Annotated in this window: 12 protein-coding genes; 5 read left to right on the top strand and 7 right to left on the bottom strand. The window is 71.7% G+C overall.

Features of this window, described 5'->3' with window-relative positions:
• Positions 1–83: 83 nt before the first annotated feature.
• The 4 genes from pepN to KXC43_RS40995 form a co-directional block, all read right to left on the bottom strand.
• The gene (gene pepN, locus KXC43_RS41010) at positions 84–2,498 is read right to left on the bottom strand and encodes an aminopeptidase N (RefSeq protein WP_221381660.1); all 2,415 of its coding nucleotides are present in this window, start codon (positions 2,496–2,498) and stop codon (positions 84–86) included.
• A 94-nt stretch (positions 2,499–2,592) separates the two neighbouring features.
• Complete coding sequence (locus tag KXC43_RS41005; RefSeq protein WP_221381659.1) at positions 2,593–3,360, bottom strand: oxygenase MpaB family protein; 768 nt, start codon at positions 3,358–3,360, stop codon at positions 2,593–2,595.
• The gene (locus KXC43_RS41000) at positions 3,357–4,655 is read right to left on the bottom strand and encodes a radical SAM/SPASM domain-containing protein (protein ID WP_221381658.1); all 1,299 of its coding nucleotides are present in this window, start codon (positions 4,653–4,655) and stop codon (positions 3,357–3,359) included. Before KXC43_RS41000 ends, KXC43_RS41005 begins: the two co-directional genes overlap by 4 nt.
• Complete coding sequence (locus KXC43_RS40995; protein WP_221381657.1) at positions 4,652–5,029, bottom strand: hypothetical protein; 378 nt, start codon at positions 5,027–5,029, stop codon at positions 4,652–4,654. Before KXC43_RS40995 ends, KXC43_RS41000 begins: the two co-directional genes overlap by 4 nt.
• 166 nt (positions 5,030–5,195) lie before the next feature.
• On the opposite strand from KXC43_RS40995, the gene KXC43_RS40990 reads away from it, so the two are divergent.
• Together KXC43_RS40990 and KXC43_RS40985 are read left to right on the top strand one after the other, a co-directional pair.
• Positions 5,196–7,997 (top strand): ATP-binding protein, encoded by a 2,802-nt coding sequence (locus KXC43_RS40990; RefSeq protein ID WP_221381656.1) that lies wholly within the window; start codon positions 5,196–5,198, stop codon positions 7,995–7,997.
• A gap of 79 nt (positions 7,998–8,076) precedes the next feature.
• On the top strand, positions 8,077–8,835 hold the full coding sequence (locus KXC43_RS40985; RefSeq protein ID WP_221381655.1) for a response regulator transcription factor: 759 nt from the start codon (positions 8,077–8,079) through the stop codon (positions 8,833–8,835).
• Here KXC43_RS40985 and KXC43_RS40980 read toward each other — a convergent pair.
• The gene (locus KXC43_RS40980; RefSeq protein ID WP_221381654.1) at positions 8,801–10,687 is read right to left on the bottom strand and encodes a zinc metalloprotease; all 1,887 of its coding nucleotides are present in this window, start codon (positions 10,685–10,687) and stop codon (positions 8,801–8,803) included. The two genes, KXC43_RS40985 and KXC43_RS40980, sit on opposite strands and share 35 nt — an antisense overlap.
• Before the next feature lie 207 nt (positions 10,688–10,894).
• Between KXC43_RS40980 and KXC43_RS40975 the strand changes: the two genes are divergently transcribed.
• Both KXC43_RS40975 and KXC43_RS40970 read left to right on the top strand, forming a co-directional pair.
• A complete protein-coding gene (locus tag KXC43_RS40975; protein WP_221381653.1) occupies positions 10,895–12,448 on the top strand; it encodes an SGNH/GDSL hydrolase family protein in 1,554 nt (517 codons plus the stop codon).
• 77 nt (positions 12,449–12,525) lie between these two features.
• Positions 12,526–14,283 carry an MDR family MFS transporter gene (locus tag KXC43_RS40970; protein ID WP_221381652.1) on the top strand — a complete coding sequence of 586 codons (1,758 nt, stop codon included), beginning with the start codon at positions 12,526–12,528 and terminating at the stop codon, positions 14,281–14,283.
• A 159-nt stretch (positions 14,284–14,442) separates the two neighbouring features.
• Here the strand turns inward: KXC43_RS40970 and KXC43_RS40965 are convergent, their stop codons facing one another.
• A complete protein-coding gene (locus tag KXC43_RS40965; protein WP_221381651.1) occupies positions 14,443–14,880 on the bottom strand; it encodes a hypothetical protein in 438 nt (145 codons plus the stop codon).
• A 427-nt stretch (positions 14,881–15,307) separates the two neighbouring features.
• Positions 15,308–15,748: a VOC family protein gene (locus KXC43_RS40960; RefSeq protein ID WP_255645696.1), complete on the bottom strand. Its 441-nt coding sequence runs from the start codon at positions 15,746–15,748 to the stop codon at positions 15,308–15,310.
• 192 nt (positions 15,749–15,940) lie between these two features.
• On the opposite strand from KXC43_RS40960, the gene KXC43_RS40955 reads away from it, so the two are divergent.
• Positions 15,941–17,887 (top strand): cellulase family glycosylhydrolase, encoded by a 1,947-nt coding sequence (locus KXC43_RS40955; protein ID WP_221381650.1) that lies wholly within the window; start codon positions 15,941–15,943, stop codon positions 17,885–17,887.
• Positions 17,888–17,929: the final 42 nt, after the last annotated feature.

The raw sequence follows: 17,929 nt of genomic DNA, 5'->3' as shown, positions 1-17,929 counted from the left end.
CAGCCCGGTGGGAACGGCACACGTGCGAAGGCCCGCGCGAGCAGCACGCACGCGCGGGCCTTGAGGTGTGCAGCAGGCGGGCGTCAGGCCCGGGCCCGCAGCATGCGGCGCAACTCGTCGCCGTACTCGAGCACGGTCTGCCGCACCACCGGCGCCGCCTCGGCCGCGACCTTCTCGGCGCGCGAGGGGAAGTCGTCGGTGGTGCCGAAGCGTGGCAGCAGCCGGCCGGAGAAGACCATGGCCGGGATCATCCCGCCCCGCTCGAAGCCCGGCAGCAGGCTCAGATACTTCTCGCCGTACGGGGCCAGGATCTCGTCCTGCCCGGGCCGCCAGAACGCCCGGGCCACCGCGCCCATCGACCCCACACCCACGGACCGGTCGACGGCGAGCATCTGCCACACCGCGGCCTTCTCGCCGGCGTCCGGGCGGGCCGCGCGCACCGCGAGGGCGCGGAACGTCGCATCCGGGTCGGGGTCGCGTTCCAGCAGCTCACGCACGTCGTCGTCGGTCTCGCCGCCCAGTTCGGACGCGCGCGTCAGACAGCGCCAGGCCAGGTCGTTGTCGCCGTCGGCGGCCTGACGCAGCCGAGCCACCGCGCCCAGGTCGGCTGCCGTCCGGGCCATACCCCGCAACGCGACCTGGCGCCGGCTGGGCTGCTCGGCGAGCCGGGCGCACGTCTCGAAGACGAGGGCCATCAGCTCGGGGCGGCTGTCGTTCCCCGCCCACAACTCGGCCGCGTCGCCGGCCAGGCGCAGGTACGGCTCGATCACCGTGTCCGACGTCTCGACGGCCAGCACCGAGGTCACGCAGCGCACCGCCTCGGCCGGGGTCGCCTCGCCGTTGGTCAGCATGTCCCACACGGTGGCGACCGCGACGCCCCGCGACACCGGCGTCGGCAGCAGACCGGCGTCGTCGATCAGAGTTTCGCGGTGGGCGGCCGACGGCCGGGTGGTGGCGAACGTCAGGTCGTCGTCGTTGACCAGGTACAGGTCGGCTCCCGCGGGCAGCGCCACCGGGGTCTCGGGTCCCTGCACCTCGACCAGTTCCAGAGCCATGCGGGTCAGACCCGAAGACCCCTTGGCGTACGCCCCGATCCCGAGCACCTGCGGCCGGGGCGGCCCAGCCGGGCCCGTTCCGCGCAGCACCCCGTCGGCCAGCACCAGACGGTCGACCCCAGCGGTCTCGAGCCAGCCGGCCCGCCACGCGTTCAGGTCGCGGCCGGACGTCTCGGCCAGGGCGTCGATGAGGTCCTGCAGGGTGGTGCTGCCCCACGCGTACCGGGCGAAGTAGATCTTCATGCCGGCGACGAAGCTCTCCTCACCGACGTACGTCATCAGCTGGTGCAGGACGGCGGCGCCCTTGGGATAGGTGATCGCGTCGAAGATGGACGCGGCCTCGGCGACGTCGGGCACCGGCTGGCGGATCGGATGCGACACCGGCCCCTGGTCGGCCAGGTACGCGATGAGCTTGTCGGCGGCGAGCAACCCGACCCAGGCGTCGGTGTAGCGGGTGGCCCGCACGGCCGCCCAGTAGCAGGCGAACTCCGCGAACGCCTCGTTCAGCCACAGGTCGTCCCACCAGCGCATCGTCACCAGGTTGCCGAACCACATGTGCGACATCTCGTGCAGCAGGACGACGGCGAACGTCTCCCGCTCGGCCGGGGTCGGGGTGGAGCGCTGGAGGTAGGAGTCCTCCCAGGTGACGCAGCCCCAGTTCTCCATCGCGCCGCCGAAGTCGGGCATGAACACCTGGTCGTACTTGCGCTGCGGGAACGGCAGGCCGAAGACGTCGCCGAAGAACGCCAGCCCCTGCTCGGTCACCGTGAACAGCTCGTCGGCGTCGCGGTCGAGCATCGGGGCCAGCGACTGGCGGCAGAACAGGCCGAGGTCGTAGCCGCCGGCCTCGCGCCGCACCTCGTGCAGCGGGCCCGCGTTGACCACGGTGTTGTAGGTGGCCAGCGCCGGCGTGTCGGGGAAGGTCCACCGCCGTACGCCGCCCCGGTCTTCGATCGTGGGGTCGCCGGTGTTGCTGGTCACCAGCCAGGCGGCGGGCGCGGTGACGGTGAAGGAGTGCGGCACCTTGAAGTCGGGCTGGTCGAAGCAGGCGAACAGATAGCGGGCCTCGTCGGGGGCGAACGTCGTCCAGACGTACACCTCGCCGTCGGACGGGTCGACCGACTTGTGCACGCCCGGGCCGTCGGTGGTGTCGGCCTGCACCGACTCGACGCGCAGCGTGTTGCGCTCGGCGAGCTGCGGCAGGGCGATGCGCCCGTCGACGGGGGCGTCCAGCGGTTCGCCGTTGAGCGTCGCGGAGATGACCGGAGCCACGCAGTCGGCGAACGTCGACGCTCCCGGCTCGCGGCACGTGAACGTCACGGTCGACACGCAGACCACGGTCGAGCCGGTCGGCAGGTCGGTGAAATCAATCGAGATGTCGTAGCGCTCGACGGCGATCAGCGCGGCCCGTTGCTCGGCCTCGACCTGGGTCAGACTGCTCATGCCGACGATCGTAGGACTTCGCCTCCCGAATCGCGCCCGGGTTATTCCGGACGTACCGTGCCAGAGAAAGTTCGCGCCCGGGCTCTCACCGCTCCTACGAGTGGCGGCGCAGCTCGGCCAGGGACCAGTCCTTCGGCAGGTGGCGCAACCTGGCCGGCAGCCGCGGGTAGACGGCCGCGGTGACCGCCAGGGCACGGTCCAGGCGGCGCTGCTGCCGGGCCGTCCAACTGAAGCCGAAGCCCGCTCGGACCGGCTCGGGCAGCAGGCCGACGGTCACGAACCGCACGAGCGGCTGGACGGGCCGCAGCGCCATCGGCAAGGTGCTCGTGCTCAGCAGCGCGCCCGCTATCTCGCGGGCCTCGGCGCTGACTCGCAGGGAGCCCAGCATGTCGTCGTAGTAGCGGGCGAACGCGGCCCGGTCGGGCGGCCAGGCGTCCGGCGGGCAGCCGATCGAGGTGGCGACCACGCTGTACCGGCGGTGGCACTCGTCGGCGTCCGCCTCGCTCAGCGGGCCGAACGCGCGCTGGTAGAGCAGCATCGCCGTGTCGTACAGGGTGGCGTTGACCCAGACCAGCAGCGCTGGGTCGTCGGCGGCGTAGCCCGGCCCGCGGACCCGGGAGTGCAGGGCGCGGACGGACCGGCTCATCTTCTCGGCCTCGGCGGCGGACCCGAACAGCACCGCGTACGAATAGAGAAGTGTCGACCGCAGCCGGGCCAGCGGGCGCGCCGCGAAATCGCTGTGCTCGTAGACGCCGCGAGCCACGAGCGGATGCGCGATCTGCAGCAGCGTGGCCCGCCCGCCCCCGGCCAGCAGCAGACCCTCGGCCGTGACCCGGCGCAGGGCCGCGTCGTGCCCGGTCACCGCGCCGGGCCGCGCCGGACCAGCCGTCGCACCTGTTCCTCGTGACGGAAGCGGAACGTCGAGCAGCGCGAGTCCCGCAGGCTCGCGTTCATCGCGTGGTAGGCGCAGCCGCCCATGCAGACCGGCAGCGCCACGCACGACCGGCAGTCCTCGTCGGCGAACGGGTCGTAGGTGAGCCACTTCGACAGGCGGTCGCCGGGCTGGGGCCAGGTGAGCAGGTTGCCGATCACCTCGGCCGGGTCGCCGACCGTCTCGGTGCACTTGTAGATCTCGCCCCGGCTGCCGATCACGAGCTCGTTGTCACGCACGGCGGTGCAGGGGGCGCCGCTCGGGGCGGGCGGCGCGACGGTGGCGAAGCCGAGCCGGTCGGCCAGCTCGGCGAACTCGCCCTCGGCCTGGGCGAACTCCGCTCGCGGGAGGCAGGCCGTGTGGTACCGGGCGCTGGGCGCGAGCAGGTTCACCCTGGTCGCGACCACGTGCCCGGGGGAGACGGCGATCCGCCCGGCCAGGCCGGCGGCGGCCAGCTCGTGCAGCAGCCGGGGCGCGTCGCCGAGGTTGCCGGTGTCGAGGTTGACCCGGACGGTCACGTCGAGGATGCCGGCCACCGCGACGACGTTGGCCAGCAGCTGGTCGAAGGTGCCCCGGCCGCCGGCGAGCGGGCGGCGCCGGTCGTGCACCTCGCGCGGGCCGTCCATGGTCACCTGTGTCGCCCGGACGCCGCGCGCCCGCAATCGGTGGGCGGTCTCGGCGTCCAGCAGGTGGCCGTTGGTGATGATTCCGGCCGAGTACGCCACTCCGGCCGCTGCGGCGCGAGCGATGAACTCGTCGGAGAGCGCCAGCAGGGCCGGCAGACCGACCAGGGGTTCACCGCCGTACCAAAGCACTTCCAGAGCGCGTACGGAAGAAAGCTTGCGATCGACCAGGCGCAACAGACGCTCCTGGACCTCGTCACCCAGCAGCGAAGGGTGTTTGGCCTCGAAGCAGTACGGACAGTCGAGGTTGCAGCCGAGACTCGTCACGACGGTCAGGTGGAAGCGGTCCGGGTTCGCGCGCGTCGCCTCGTAGCGTTTCCGCAACAGGTCGAGCTCGTCCGTTCCGTCCGCGACGATCATTCCGGCACGCGCCATGGCCGCCAGCAGTTGCGGGTCGGCCGGAGCGTCGTCGTCGCCGGCGATGAACCGCTGCAACGGCGCCCGCCGGTCGCCCGGCATCGACGTCACCCGGCCGGAGACTCCGTTGTAGACGTGCGTCCGGGCGCCGTCGTCGACCCAGACGTTGTAGCGGGATTCCCTCATGACGGGAAAACTGCTCTCACCGTGGCGGCGGCGTTGGGACCCCACACGAGCACGATGTCGCGCTCGGCGCCCGGTTCGGAGACCCGTGTCACGTCGCCGGCGATGAGACTGCACCCGCCGACCCGCAGCGGCGTGTGGCCGGCCGCCAAGGTGGATTCGATGCGTCCACGCAGTGTCTGTGTCTGCGGCTCCGTCGACCGGGGAGCGGGGGCGCTGTCGCCGGCATCGTCGGCGAGCATCCGGCCCATCGTGATGCCGTCGAGAAATGCGGACAGCAACTCGGCCGCCCGGCGAATATCGGCGGGAAAGGAGGTCAGCGATTCCGCGTCGATCACTACATAGTTGACTGTGGACGGACTCTGGCCGTCGGGCATGGTCGATCACTCCCCGCCTGGTGCTCGCATAAAGGTCTGACAAAAATGATCGAAAAGCGCCGGTCCGACTATTAACGCTTCCGCCGGGAAACGTGAATGTCAATACGCCGAGCGGGCTCCGTTAATGGGATGCAGGTTCGCCGTCGTTCCACTTAGCATTCCGGACATGGCCGCACGGTCGCGGACAGCCGCCGGGGGCGAGCGATCCGCCACGATGGTTGATCGCGCGCGGGAGCTTGCCGCACTGCGTGCGGGGCTTCGCGACGCCGAATCCGGGACGGCGCGGGTCGTGGTCATCGAGGGCGCGGCCGGGGTCGGCAAGACGGCGCTGCTGCAGGCGACCCGCGAAGAGGCGCTGGCCGCCGGTTTCCGCGCGCTCTGGGCGCGCACCCCGCACCTCTCCACGGCGGCGCCCTACGAGCTGCTGCGCCGCCTGCTCGGGCCCGAAGTGATGCGGATCGGTGGTCCCCAGGCGCTCTCCGGCGCGGCCGCCTTCGCGGCGCCACTGTTCGTCCCGGGGACGGCGACGGTCGCCGGCGTGGACTACGGCTGTCATTGGTTGCTGGCCACTCTGGCCGACGCCGGCCCGGTGCTGCTGGCGGTCGACGACGCGCACTGGGCCGACTCGGAGTCGTTGCGGATCCTGGCCGACGCCGCCGAGGACCTGCGGAACGCGCCGTTCGGCATCGTCGTCACCGCGCGCCCGGCGTCCGATCCGGCCGTGGGGGCGATGCTCGACAGGCTGGCCACGCTCGAGGGCGCGCGGGTGCTGCGGCCGGCGCCGCTCACCGGGTCCGGGGTCGCCGCCGTGCTGCGGACTGCCTTCGGCGTCGCGCCCGACGCCCTGTTCACGCAGGCCTGTGCCCAGGCCAGCGGGGGCAACGTCTTCTATCTGCGCGAACTCGTGCGACCGCTGGTGGCGGCGGGCCGGCCACCGACCGCCCCGACCGCCGCCGAGCTGGCCGCGACCGGACCGGACGCGCTCATCCGGACGGTCCGCTGGCGGCTGGGCGAACTCGGCCCGACGGCCACGGCCGTCGCTCAGGCAGCCGCCGTGCTGGGCGACGACACCCCTCTTCGGCACATCGGGGCGCTCGCCTCCGTCGACGATGCGTTCGCCCAGGCGGCCGCGTTGCGGGCCGCCTCGATCCTGGCCCGGGCCGAGCCGGCTGCGTTTCCCCACCCGCTCGTCCGCGCCGCGGTCGAGCAGACCATCGACGAGGGACAACTGGGGCGGCTGCACGCCCGGGCCGCACGCGTGCTCCAACAGGCCTCGGCCTCGAGCGCCCAGGTCGCCAAGCACCTGCTGCGGGCCCCGCCGGCGGCCTCGGCCGGCGTGATCGACCTGCTGGTCGCCGAGGCTCGCCGCGACCTCGAATCGGGCTCGCCCGAGACGGCGCGCCAGCTGCTCATCCGCGCGCTCGCCGAACCACCGGCGCCACCCGAGCGCCCGGCGTTGCTGCTTGCGATGGCCGGGGCGGAACGGGCGACGGGCGCGCCGGCCCGGGCCCGGGAGCATCTCACCGAGGTGGCCGAGACCGGCTCGCGCGAGCTGTCGATGTGTGCCCTGGCCGAGCTTTTCGAGCTGGTGTACGAGGTCGACGACGAGGACGCCGTGGCCGGGCTCCGCGCACGGGCGATCGCCGCCGAACCGTACGGGAACACCCCGGCCGAGATCCGACTGCGCTCGACGCTGCTGATGCACGTGGCCACCGGCCGGGCCGAGGACGCGCCGGCTCGGTTGACCGACGTCGACCTGGAGCGTCTGCCGACCGGCTCGGGGGAGCAGCGCCGCCTGTTGCTCTACGCCGCCGTCCACCGCCGGGGCACCGGCCGCTGCCCGCCCGCCGAGTTCCTCGCCCACCTCCGCCGCGTGGTCCAGGATCTGCCCGATCAGCGTCCGCTGACGTACTGGGAGGTGATGGCGGCGCTCGAGTCGGCCGGGTTCCTCGCCTCGGTCGAGGCCATGCCCGACGCCGACCGGGTGCTCGCCCGGCTTCGCCCCGAGGTGGCCCGGCTGCGGCACATCGCCCCCGATCTGCAGGCCGAGTGGTCGCACCGCACCGTGCTGAACCGGTTGCGGTGCGGTCGTTTCGAGGAGGCGCAGGTCATGCTGGGCGAGGCGGAACGGTTTGCCCAGCGGTACGGCCTGACGATCTATGTCGGCCTGGCGTACTCGGCCCGTGGTTGCATCCAGTTCGAGCGCGGCGACTACGCCGAGGCCGCCCGGCACCTGCGGCGCAGCGCGGGCGAGGCGTTCTTCGTGACCGCGCTCGAGGCGTTGCTGTCCGGCCGGCCCGCTCAGGCACTGGCCTGCCTGGCCCTGCCGGACAGCCCGGCGTCCGCGGTCACCGAGCGCGAGATCGAGTTCGAGGTGCATCTGGTCGCCAGCCACGCGTACGAGCAACTGGGCGACCGTGATCGGGCCCGGCACGAGGCCGAGCGCGAGCTGACCGTCCGGCGCCGCCACGGCCCGCCGTTCCGGCTCGCGCTGGCCCTGCGCCGCCGCGCGTCGTTCGCGCCCGCTCGGGAGTCGGTGGAACTGCTCGCGGAGGCGGTCTCGGTCGCCGCCGGCACCCCGCGCCTTCCGGTGCTGGCACGGGTGCGGGCCAGCTACGGGGCGGCGTTGCGCCGGGCCGGGCGGCTGCGTGAGGCCCGGGCCGAGCTCGCCGCCGCCCTCGACGACGCCGTCCGGCTCGACATGCCCCGCCTGGCGGAACGGCTCATCGCCGAGATCCGCACGGCCGGCGGCCGTCCCCGCCGCACCCGGGTGACCGGGGTGGCCGCGCTGACCGACAGCCAGGCCGCGGTCGCCCGGCTGGCCGCCGACGGCCGCACCAACCGCGAGATCGCGGAGAGCCTCTACGTGAGCATCAAGACGGTCGAGACGCACCTTGCCGCCGTCTACCGCAAGCTCGCTGTGCCCGGACGCGAGCACCTCGGGGCCGCGCTGGGAGCGGAACGCTAATTCTCAGGGGGCGCACCCTGACGCCGGCGGCCGGCCGGTAATTCGACGATGGGGAGACATCACACCCTCGGAGGCTGTAATGACCAACTCGGACAACCGGACGGTGGCGCTGCTCGCGTCCCGCAGACCGGCCGCTGCGGCGGCGTACGTCCGGGTGGTCGTCGCCGACGACCACCCGATGATCCGAGCCGGCATCGGCGCGCTGCTGGCCGCCTGCCCCGACATCGACGTGGTGGCCGAGACCGGCGGCGGCGAGGACGTCGTCACGACCGTCGCCGCCACCCTCTGCCCGGACGTGCTGCTGTTGGAGGTGCCGGGTATCGACGGCAGCGCGATCGACGCCATCGCCCGGGTGGTGGCCCGCGGGCTGAAGCACTGCGAGGAACGGCCGGTCCGGGTGCTCGCGCTCGCCGACGGGTACACGCCGCAGCTGGCCTGGGCCGCGATGCGCGCCGGGGCCGCGGGCTTCCTGCTGCTGTCGCGGCCGCCGCACGTGCTGGTCGGCGCGGTCCGCGCGGTGGCCACGGCCGGGGTCTGGCTCGACGACGTGGTCGTCCGGGACCTGCTGCTCGAGCCGGTGAGCCGGACCGGCGACGACAGCTCGAACGCCCTGATCCGCCGGCTGACCGTGCGTGAGCGCGAGGTGCTCGTGCTGCTCGCGCACGGCCTGGGCAACGCCGAGATCGCCGAACGGCTGTGGCTGAGCGACGGCACCGTCCGCACCCACATCGGCCGCATCCTGATGAAGCTGCAGTGCCGGGACAGGACCCGGGCGGTCGTGGTCGCGTACCGCTCGGGACTGGTCAGAGTGCTTCCGGCGGAGGCTGTTCCGGCCTGAGCAGCCGCTCGATCTCGGCGGCGAGTTCCTCGGTCTCCCGCGCCGTGGTCGGGTCGAAGCAGTTCAGCGCGCCGGCGTCGTCGACCAGCGGGCGGAGCATCGTGGCGGCGAGTTCCGGCTCCTTCCGTACGGTGCTCAGCTCCTGTTTCTCGTGGACCAGGTACGACCGGGAGAAGTGGATGCCCAGCGTGCGGCTCAGCGACACGGTGAGCGGATCGCGCAGCGGGTTCTCGACCACCTTCATTCGCTCCTCCCGGATCTCCCGGACGACGGTCGCGGCGTCGCCGAACGAGCTGCCGCCGGCCAGCGACGTCCACGCCCCGACCGACTGCTGCAACAGTCTTGTCGCGTGCATCTCGTCCAGCTGGGTCTTCGGGTACGCGACCCACACCGCCAGCGTGGAGCCCCTCAGCACGACCGTGGCCGGCCCACCCGCGCGGCCGGGAACGGTCAGCACGGGCGTGAGGCGGTAGCCGCCGGGCTCGGCCATGGTGAAGCCGCCGGAACCGAAGCTCAGGCTGACGTTGCGGGTCAGCGGCCGGTCGCCGGGGGCGAACGGACGGCGGCCCGGCGTGAGGTCGAGGCAGCGCTGGATGGTCGGGGTGAAGGCCTGCGTCTCGTCCGCCCGCGCGGTCCCCGCGGCGCCGGTGGGCTCGACCAGGATCTCGAGGTAGCCGGCCTTGATGTCGAGCACCCCGCGCGGCACCAACAGCGTGCGGCGGCCGGTGTTGCTCAGCTTCACCTCGAGCTGAATCGGCTGCCCGAAGGCGAAGTACGCGCCGACGGGCGGCGGGATGAGCGACAGCTCGAAGCCGGCGACCGTGCTCACCGGCAGCGTGGGCCGGCCGCCGGGCGCCGAGCTCCAGTAGTCGGCCGAGTGGAAGGGCGCGCCGCCGGGCATCACGGCGGACCGGGTGCCGTGGCGCAGGAACGCCAGCTCGTCCGGGTCGAAGCTGTAGGTGAAACGCCGCCAGAACCCGTCGACCCCGCCGCCGCCGTCGTACTCCTGGGGGTAGTTCATGACCGAGGTGGAACCGGCCCGCCCGACGGCCCGCTCGAAACGGTGGGTGAGGTTCAGCGCATGTCCGAGCTCGTGGGCCGTGGTCATGATGATCTCCCGCTCGCGTTCGGCGTCCGTGCCGAAACCGGCGCGGATCTCGTCCACGAAGACCGCGCAGCCCTGCCGCGGATCGGGTCCCGCCTCGTCGTACATGACGCCGTAGATGCCCTCCTGCGACGACCGTGACAACTGGAGCAGCTGGATCTGCCAGTCGACGCGAGGTCCCGGCTCTCGATGCGTGTTGGCCAGCGCCTCGAGCAGTGTCTGGACGTTGGCGTCGCTCCACCTCCACCCGCCGGCCTCGGCGTTGATGCGGGAGGGCCGGCCGGCGGTCGTCACCTCGATGCCGGCTCGCCGCAGGCAGTCCGCCACCGAGGCCCGCACACCGTTCACCGTCGTGGTCTCCGGCACCTGGACGCCCTGCTCGGTCTCCGTCTCGATGGCGAGCCGGCGGAACGCCGCCGACACCCACCGCGCGACCACGACGATCGGCTCGCCGAAGGGCAGACCCGGCAACGGCTGGTCGAGGCTCAGCTTCATGGTCACCGCCTCGTCGTCGCCCGCGAAACCGGTGAGGGTCAGGGCGCCGCCGCTGATCCGGCGTCCGGTCGCCTGGCACACCACCGACCAGCCGTCGTCACCCTTCCCACTCGTCCGGAACGACGCGAGATGGTCCCGCGGAGCCGGACCGGGCACGAACAGGTCGCCGCTGACGACGCCCCCGCCGGTGGAATCGAACCGTAGTTCGAGAAAATAGCGGCCGCTGTCTCCTTCGTACCTTCCTTCGAGCATGTTCCCCACCTCTCAAGCGGTACATCGATGCCGATCCTGCTCGCGTGCGTCGCTTTTCTCGTCCGCATTACCGCTGATTTCGAATGTCGGATCAGCGACGCAGAAAGGCGATCTTCTCCGCCTATTCGCTTACGCCGTGAGGCAGACGACGGATTGCCGCCCGGAATCCAGCCTGGAATGGCCATTCTTCTTCCGAAGGGGACAGCCATGACCACGAAAGTTCCGGCCGGCGTCGACATCACTCCCCAGGCCCGGATGCCGGTCGAGGACCCCACCCTCGGCATCGACGTGCCGGTCGATCGAAGCGGATCGCCGCCGCACCGCCTGGTCACCATCGGCGACTCTTTGTTCCACGGCTTCCAGAGCGGCGCGGTGTATCAGACCGACCTGTCGGCGCCGGCCGTCGTCGCCCACGAGCTCGGCTGGCTCGATCAGTTCCGCCGCCCGCAGTACTCGGGCCCGGGCGGCCTGCCGTTCAACGCCGAGCTGCTGTTCCGCGAGCTCGAACGCCGTCACGGCCCCAGCCTGAACCCGCTCGAGGTGCCGCTCGCCTTGTTCACCGCGCGGCAGTGGATGGACGTGCTCGAGGACTACTGGGAGCGCGGCCCCGGCTCGCCGGTGCCCCAGTCCACCGGCATCCCGCACAACCTGGCCATGTACGGCTGGGACCTGCGCGACGCGCTCGACCAGACCGTCGACGGCTTCCTGGCCCGGATCCAGGCGCCGACGGACGGCTTCGTCAAGCAGGGCGTGGAGAACCACACCGAGCGGGCCGCGCTGCGCCTCTATCCGACGCTGCCGGTGGCCGGCCGGGGCCGGACCGTCTTCGACCTCGCCGCGGAACTCGGCGACGAGGGCGGCGAGCACGGCATCGAGACCCTGGTCGTCTTTCTCGGCAGCAACAACGCGCTGCGCTCGGTCGTCGACCTGGAGGTCCGGTGGAGCGGCGAGGGCTACGACGACCTCGACCGCAAGGGCGACTACACCGTCTGGCACCCCGAGCACTTCCGTTCCGAACTGGCCGAGGTCGACCAGCGGGTCCGCGGGATCAAGGCGCGGCACGTCATCTGGTGCACGGTGCCGCACGTGACGATCGCGCCGATCTGCCACGGTGTGGGGTCCAAGGTCGAGCCGGGCTCGCGCTACTACCCGTACTACACCCGCCCGTGGATCTCGGACCGCGCCTTCGACCAGCGGCGGCACCCGCACATCACGGCCGAACAGGCCCGGGCCGTGGACAGCGCGATCGACCAGTACAACGAGGCCATCACCGCCCTGGTGTGGGACGCCCGCAAGGAGGGCGCCGACTGGTACCTGCTCGACCTGGCCGGAGTGCTCGACCGGCTGGCCGACCGGCGCTACGCCGAGGACCCGAACGCCCGGCCGTCCTGGTGGACCCCCTACCCGATGCCCAACGGCCTGGCCGCCCTGGACCCCCCGCTCACCTCGGGCTTCCTGACCGCGGACGGCCGCGGCGGCCGGGCCGGCGGCGGCCTGTTCTCGCTCGACGGCGTCCACCCGACCACCGTCGGCTACGGCATCATCGCCCAGGAGCTGATCCGGGTCATGCGCCGCGCCGGCGTCGTGTTCCACCGGCCCGACGGCTCGGTCCGCCCCGACCCGGTCACCGTGGACTTCGCCCGGCTGCTGCGCCGCGACACCCTGGTCAGCCATCCGCCGCAGAACGTCGGCTCCGGGCTGAAGGTGCTGGCCTGGGCGGAAGAGGCTCTCAACCTCGTCGGCCGGACACTGCCCCTGTAGAGGCCGTGACGACCGTCGCACGTGACGGCCGTCCCGCTTTCCGGATCCGGGCGTGCGCGATGGGTAGTGGCGGGGTCATGAGCGCAGTCACCGCACCCACCGCCCCGCCCGGGCTCACCCACCGCCAGGTGCTCCAGGTCCTCGGTGGCCTGATGCTCGGCCTGTTCCTGGCCTCCCTCGACCAGACCATCGTCGCCTCCGCCATCCGTACCATCGGCGACGACCTGCACGGCCTCAGCGCGCAGGCCTGGGTCACCACCGCCTACCTGATCACGGCGACGATCTCGACGCCGCTGTACGGCAAGCTCTCCGACATCTACGGCCGCAAGAAGTTCTTCCTGGCCGCGATCGCGATCTTCGTGGTCGGCTCGGCGGCGAGCTCCTTCGCGACGTCGATGTACCAGCTGGCCGGCTTCCGCGCCTTCCAGGGACTGGGCGCGGGCGGACTGTTCTCGCTGGCGCTGGCCATCATCGGCGACATCGTGCCGCCCCGCGAGCGCGCCCGCTACCAGGGCTACTTCCTCGCCGTCTTCGGCACGTCGAGCGTGATCGGCCCGGTGATCGGCGGCTTCTTCGCCGGCGCCCCGAGCATCCTGGGCATCACCGGCTGGCGCTGGGTGTTCCTGATCAACGTGCCGATCGGCATCCTCGCCCTGGTCGTGGTGGCCAAGGTGCTGCGCATCGACCAGGCGCGCCGGGAGCACCGCATCGACTGGTGGGGCGCGATCTGGCTCTGTGTCGGTCTGGTGCCGCTGCTCACGGTGGCCGAGCAGGGCCGCGAATGGGGCTGGGGCTCGCCGCGGGCCGTGGTCGCGTTCGCTGTCGGCGCCCTGGGCATCGGCCTGTTCGTGTGGGCCGAGAAGCGGATGGGCGAGGACGCGCTGATCCCACTGCGGTTCTTCAACAACCGCACCTTCAGCCTGACCGCCGTCGGCGGGTTCATCGTCGGCCTCGGCATGTTCGGCGGGCTCGCCCTGCTGCCCCTCTACCTGCAGATCGTACGAGGCGCCACCCCCACCGAATCGGGCCTGCAACTGCTGCCGCTCACCGCGGGCCTGATGGTCGGCTCGATCGTCGCCGGCCAACTCATCAGCCGCACCGGCCGCTACAAGATCTTCCCGGTCCTGGGCGCCGGGCTGGCCGCGATCGGCCTCTACCTGATCCACCTGATCGGTGTGGCCACCCCGTTCTGGCAGACCGGCATCTACATGGCCGTACTCGGCCTGGGCCTGGGTCTGATCCTGCAACCGATCACGCTCGCCGTGCAGAACGCGATGTCCCCGCGGGAGATCGGAGTCGCCACCTCCTCGGCCACCTTCTTCCGCCAGATGGGCGCCACCGCAGGCACAGCGCTGTTCCTGTCCCTGCTGTTCTCCACGGTCGGCGGCAACATCGCCACCCAGTTCCGGACGGCCGGGCCCGCCTTCCAACAGGCCGTGACCGACCCGGCCGTAGCGGCCGACCCCGCCAACCGGCCGGTCATCGAAGCCCTGCAAGGCAGCGGCTCGGCCCCCCTCAACGACACGTCGTTCCTCAACCACGTGAACCCGGTGCTCGCCTACCCGTTCAAGGCCGGCTTCTCCGACTCGATGGACATGATCTTCCTGATCGCGGCCGGCGTGATGGCCTTGGGCCTGCTGGTCTTCCTGCTCCTTCCCGAGCTTCCCCTGCGTACGAAAGCCGGGGTGAACGCCCTGGAGGAGGAAGCCGCCGAGCAGGCTCCCACTGAGCCGTCCGCCGCCGGGCCCGCGTTGGAGCCACGTCTTCCGCGAGCGACGGGGTCCGATGCTGGTGATTCCGCTCCGAGGGCCGACACGGCGGGTCCTTCCCGCTGACCGCGCCGCGCCGAGCCCGATCTCGCCGAGCCGCGCCGCGCCCGGTCTCGCTCCGCCACGCTGAGGCCCTGCCGCGCCGCGCCGTGCTGCGCTGAGCCCGTCCCTGTCCCACCATGCCAGGCTTCACCAATACGCCGAAGTGATCGACTTCAAGTGGCGTCAGGAACAGCGGGAGGTCACCGGGGAGAGCCAGCCGGTCAGGGTGGCGCCGAGGGTCTTCTCGACGTCCTTCGGGGTCTTGATGGTGCCGAAGAACTTGGCGTCGGTGGACTTGGCGTGCATCTGGGTGGCGGCCTTCTTGCCCGCTGACTTCAGGTCGGGGTCGGCGCTGGCCGCCGTTGCCTCCTGGACTGCGGTGGCGAACGAGGCCAGGGACTGCTGGGCGGTGGCGATCGTGGTGCGGTCGGACACGAACTTGGTCAGGGCCTCGGCGAGGGGAGCCATGTTCTTCTGGTACGCCTGGCCCAAGGCCTCGCAGGTGCTGCGGATCGCGGCGGGGGCGGTGGGGGCGGGGGCTGGGGCGCTCGAGGTTCCGGTGGCGGTGCTGGGGGACTGGACGGTTCCGCAGGCCGCGGCGGCTGACAAAACACCGAGCACCGCGATAGACCGGAGGAGGCGGCCCAGCGGCGCTCTGCGGGGCCCAGGCATGGGCTTGGAGGCGCGGCTGCGAAGCATGGGTCCGCGGCTGCCGGCGAAGGACATGGGCCCGGAGGCGCGGCTGGCAGGCATAGGCCGGCGGGTGCCGGCGGCGGACACGGGCCCACAGGCGCCGCTGGCAGGCATGGGTCCGGGAGTGCTGGCGGCGGCCAGGGGCCTGAGGGCGCGGGTTGCCGGCATGGGCGTCGGGGCGCCGGTGGCAGGCAGGGGTTCCGGTGCGCGGGGGGTGGCGCTGGGCCCGGGGGTCGGCGTGTGTCGGGACTGGGGGTGGGTGGGGTGCATGGTGGGGGCCTCCGGGGACGAGGTTGGGTCGATGGGAGCGCTCCCATCGACCCTGCACCATACGTGTTGTAGTGAGATCTGTCGATCAGTCGCGGTTGGGGAGGCGTTCGGTCACCTGTTGCAGGAGCCAGCCGTTGCCGTCGGGGTCGGTGAAGGAGGCGTAGCTGCCGTACGAGCGGCCGTCGGGGTCGGGGCCGGGGCGGCGGGTGCTCGTGTCGAGGCCGCGCAGGCCGTGCCAGGTTTCGCTGATCTTGATGCCTCGGCTCAGCAGGTCGTGGCGGGCTTCCTCGATGTCGTCGACGATCAGCATCAGGTCCTGGGAGGAGCCGGCGGGGGCGGCGGTCAGGCCCACGCCGAACTGGATGGACGCCTTCGAGCCGGGCGGGGTCAGCTGGACGATCCGCAGGCTGTCGTTGATGGGGAAGTCGGCGTCCAGGCGCCAGCCCAGGGTCTCGTAGAACTCCTTGGACCGGTCGACGTCGGACACGGGCAGGACGGTGACCTCGAAGCGGTAGTTGATTGTCATGTCCTCAGGCTCTCCCGCGGGGGGCCGGCCTCGCCCCAGGGTCGGTCCCTGGTGCGTACCCGGGGAACGCCGGTCTTGCCTTGCAGAGCGGCGGATTGAATACTGTCGATTGGGAGCGCTCCCAGCGTCCGCTTCCGCAGCCTGCTCCCACACCGACTCCGATCCCCGGGAGTACATGTGTTCCGTACTCGAATGACCACCTGCCTGGCCGTGTTGCTGGGCCTTACCCTCGCGCTGCCGGCCGTCGCCGCCTCGGCCGCCACCCACTCCGCCGCAAAGGCCCCGGCAAGGGCGGCTGCCGCGGCTCCCGGTTCCGACTGGCTGCACGTGAGCGGCAACCAGATCGTCGACGCCGCCGGCAACCCGGTCTGGCTCACCGGCGTCAACTGGTTCGGCTTCAACGCGTCCGAGCGCGTCTTCCACGGTCTCTGGTCGGCCAACATCACCGAGATCACCCGGTCGATGTCCGAGCGCGGCATCAACATCGTCCGGGTGCCGATCTCGACCCAGCTGCTGCTGGAGTGGAAGAACGGCCAGGCCGCGGCGCCCAACGTCAACACGTACGCCAACCCGGAGCTGGCCGGCCTCGACAGTCTCGAGATCTTCGAGTACTGGCTGGACCTCTGTGAGACGTACGGGATCAAGGTTCTGCTCGACGTGCACTCGGCCGAGGCCGACAACTCCGGGCACATCCACCCGGTCTGGTACAAGGGCTCGGTCACGCCGGAGCTCTACTACCAAGCCTGGGAATGGGCCGCGACCCGCTGGAGGACCAACGACACGGTCGTCGCCTTCGATCTCAAGAACGAGCCGCACGGTACGGCCAACGACACCACCCGCGCCAAGTGGGACAACTCGACCGACATCGACAACTGGAAGAACACCGCCGAGGTCGCGGCCCGCCGGATCCTCGCCATCAACCCCGACGTGCTGATCCTGGTCGAGGGCAACGAGGTCTACCCGCGCGAGGGCAAGACCTGGAGCTCGCCGAACACGAACCCCGACCTGTCGCCCAACTACTACTACAACTGGTGGGGCGGCAACCTGCGCGGCGTCAAGGATCATCCGATCAACCTGGGGGCGAACCAGGACCAGCTCGTCTACTCGCCGCACGACTACGGCCCGCTCGTGTTCAATCAGCCGTGGTTCGACAAGCCGTTCGACAAGGCCTCGCTGACCAACGACGTGTGGCGGCCGAACTGGTTCTACCTGCACGAGAACGGCACCGCGCCGCTGCTGATCGGCGAGTGGGGCGGCCGCCTCGGGCAGGACGAGCGGCAGGACAAGTGGATGACCGCGCTGCGCGACCTGATCGTCGAGAACAAGCTGCACCAGACGTTCTGGGTGCTCAACCCGAACTCGGGCGACACCGGCGGCCTGCTGCTGGACGACTGGAAGACCTGGGACGAGCAGAAGTACGCGCTGCTCAAGCCGGCGCTGTGGCAGCACGGCGGCAAGTTCGTGAGCCTCGACCACGAGACGCCGCTGGGCGGGGCGGGCAGCACGACCGGCATCAGCCTGGGCCAGCGTTACAGCGACGGCGGCGGCGAGGGCGACACCGCGGCGCCGAGCGTGCCGGGTCAGCCCACCGCGACCGCGGTGACGGCGACCGGGGCGACCCTGAGCTGGGCCGCCTCGACCGACAACGTCGGGGTGACGGCGTACGACGTCCTGCGGGACGGGTCGGTCGTCGCGACCGTGTCGGGCACGACCTACAACGCCACGGGGCTGACCGCGTCGACCGCCTACACGTTCAGTGTCCGCGCTCGCGATGCGGCCGGTAACGTCTCGGCGGCCTCGACCGGACGCACCGTGACGACCACGGCGGGCGGCGGCACCGGCCCCGATCAGGGCTGTTCCGCCACGTACCGGACCACCACCTCGTGGACCGGGGGCTTCCAGGCCGAGGTCACCGTACGCAACACCGGCACCACCGCCGGCAGCCGGTGGACCGTGGCCTGGACGTACCCGAGCGGCACCACGGTCGGCTCCGTGTGGAACGGCGTGCTGACCACCCCGGCCGTGACCGTGCGCAACGCCGACCACAACGGCGCTCTGGCCGTGAGCGCCAGCACGTCGTTCGGCCTGATCGGTTCCGGGGCGGCAGCCACCCCGGCACTGAGTTGCACGCTCGCCTGACCCACTGAGGGCGCGCCCCGGATCTGCCCACCGGATTCGGGG

Origin of the sequence: Paractinoplanes polyasparticus, from assembly GCF_019710575.1 — a bacterium.
Classification (GTDB): Bacteria; Actinomycetota; Actinomycetes; order Mycobacteriales; family Micromonosporaceae; genus Actinoplanes; species Actinoplanes polyasparticus.
This window is presented reverse-complemented; position numbering and strand designations above follow the sequence as displayed.

Bases quoted from the DNA above. Each gene is read 5' to 3' on its own strand.
- pepN (WP_221381660.1), bottom strand. From the start codon at position 2,498: ATGAGCAGTCTGACCCAGGTCGAGGCCGAGCAACGGGCCGCGCTGATC.
- KXC43_RS41000 (WP_221381658.1), bottom strand. From the start codon at position 4,655: ATGAGGGAATCCCGCTACAACGTCTGGGTCGACGACGGCGCCCGGACG.
- KXC43_RS40995 (WP_221381657.1), bottom strand. From the start codon at position 5,029: ATGCCCGACGGCCAGAGTCCGTCCACAGTCAACTATGTAGTGATCGAC.
- KXC43_RS40990 (WP_221381656.1), top strand. From the start codon at position 5,196: ATGGCCGCACGGTCGCGGACAGCCGCCGGGGGCGAGCGATCCGCCACG.
- KXC43_RS40985 (WP_221381655.1), top strand. From the start codon at position 8,077: ATGACCAACTCGGACAACCGGACGGTGGCGCTGCTCGCGTCCCGCAGA.
- KXC43_RS40980 (WP_221381654.1), bottom strand. From the start codon at position 10,687: ATGCTCGAAGGAAGGTACGAAGGAGACAGCGGCCGCTATTTTCTCGAA.
- KXC43_RS40975 (WP_221381653.1), top strand. From the start codon at position 10,895: ATGACCACGAAAGTTCCGGCCGGCGTCGACATCACTCCCCAGGCCCGG.
- KXC43_RS40970 (WP_221381652.1), top strand. From the start codon at position 12,526: ATGAGCGCAGTCACCGCACCCACCGCCCCGCCCGGGCTCACCCACCGC.
- KXC43_RS40960 (WP_255645696.1), bottom strand. From the start codon at position 15,748: ATGACAATCAACTACCGCTTCGAGGTCACCGTCCTGCCCGTGTCCGAC.
- KXC43_RS40955 (WP_221381650.1), top strand. From the start codon at position 15,941: ATGACCACCTGCCTGGCCGTGTTGCTGGGCCTTACCCTCGCGCTGCCG.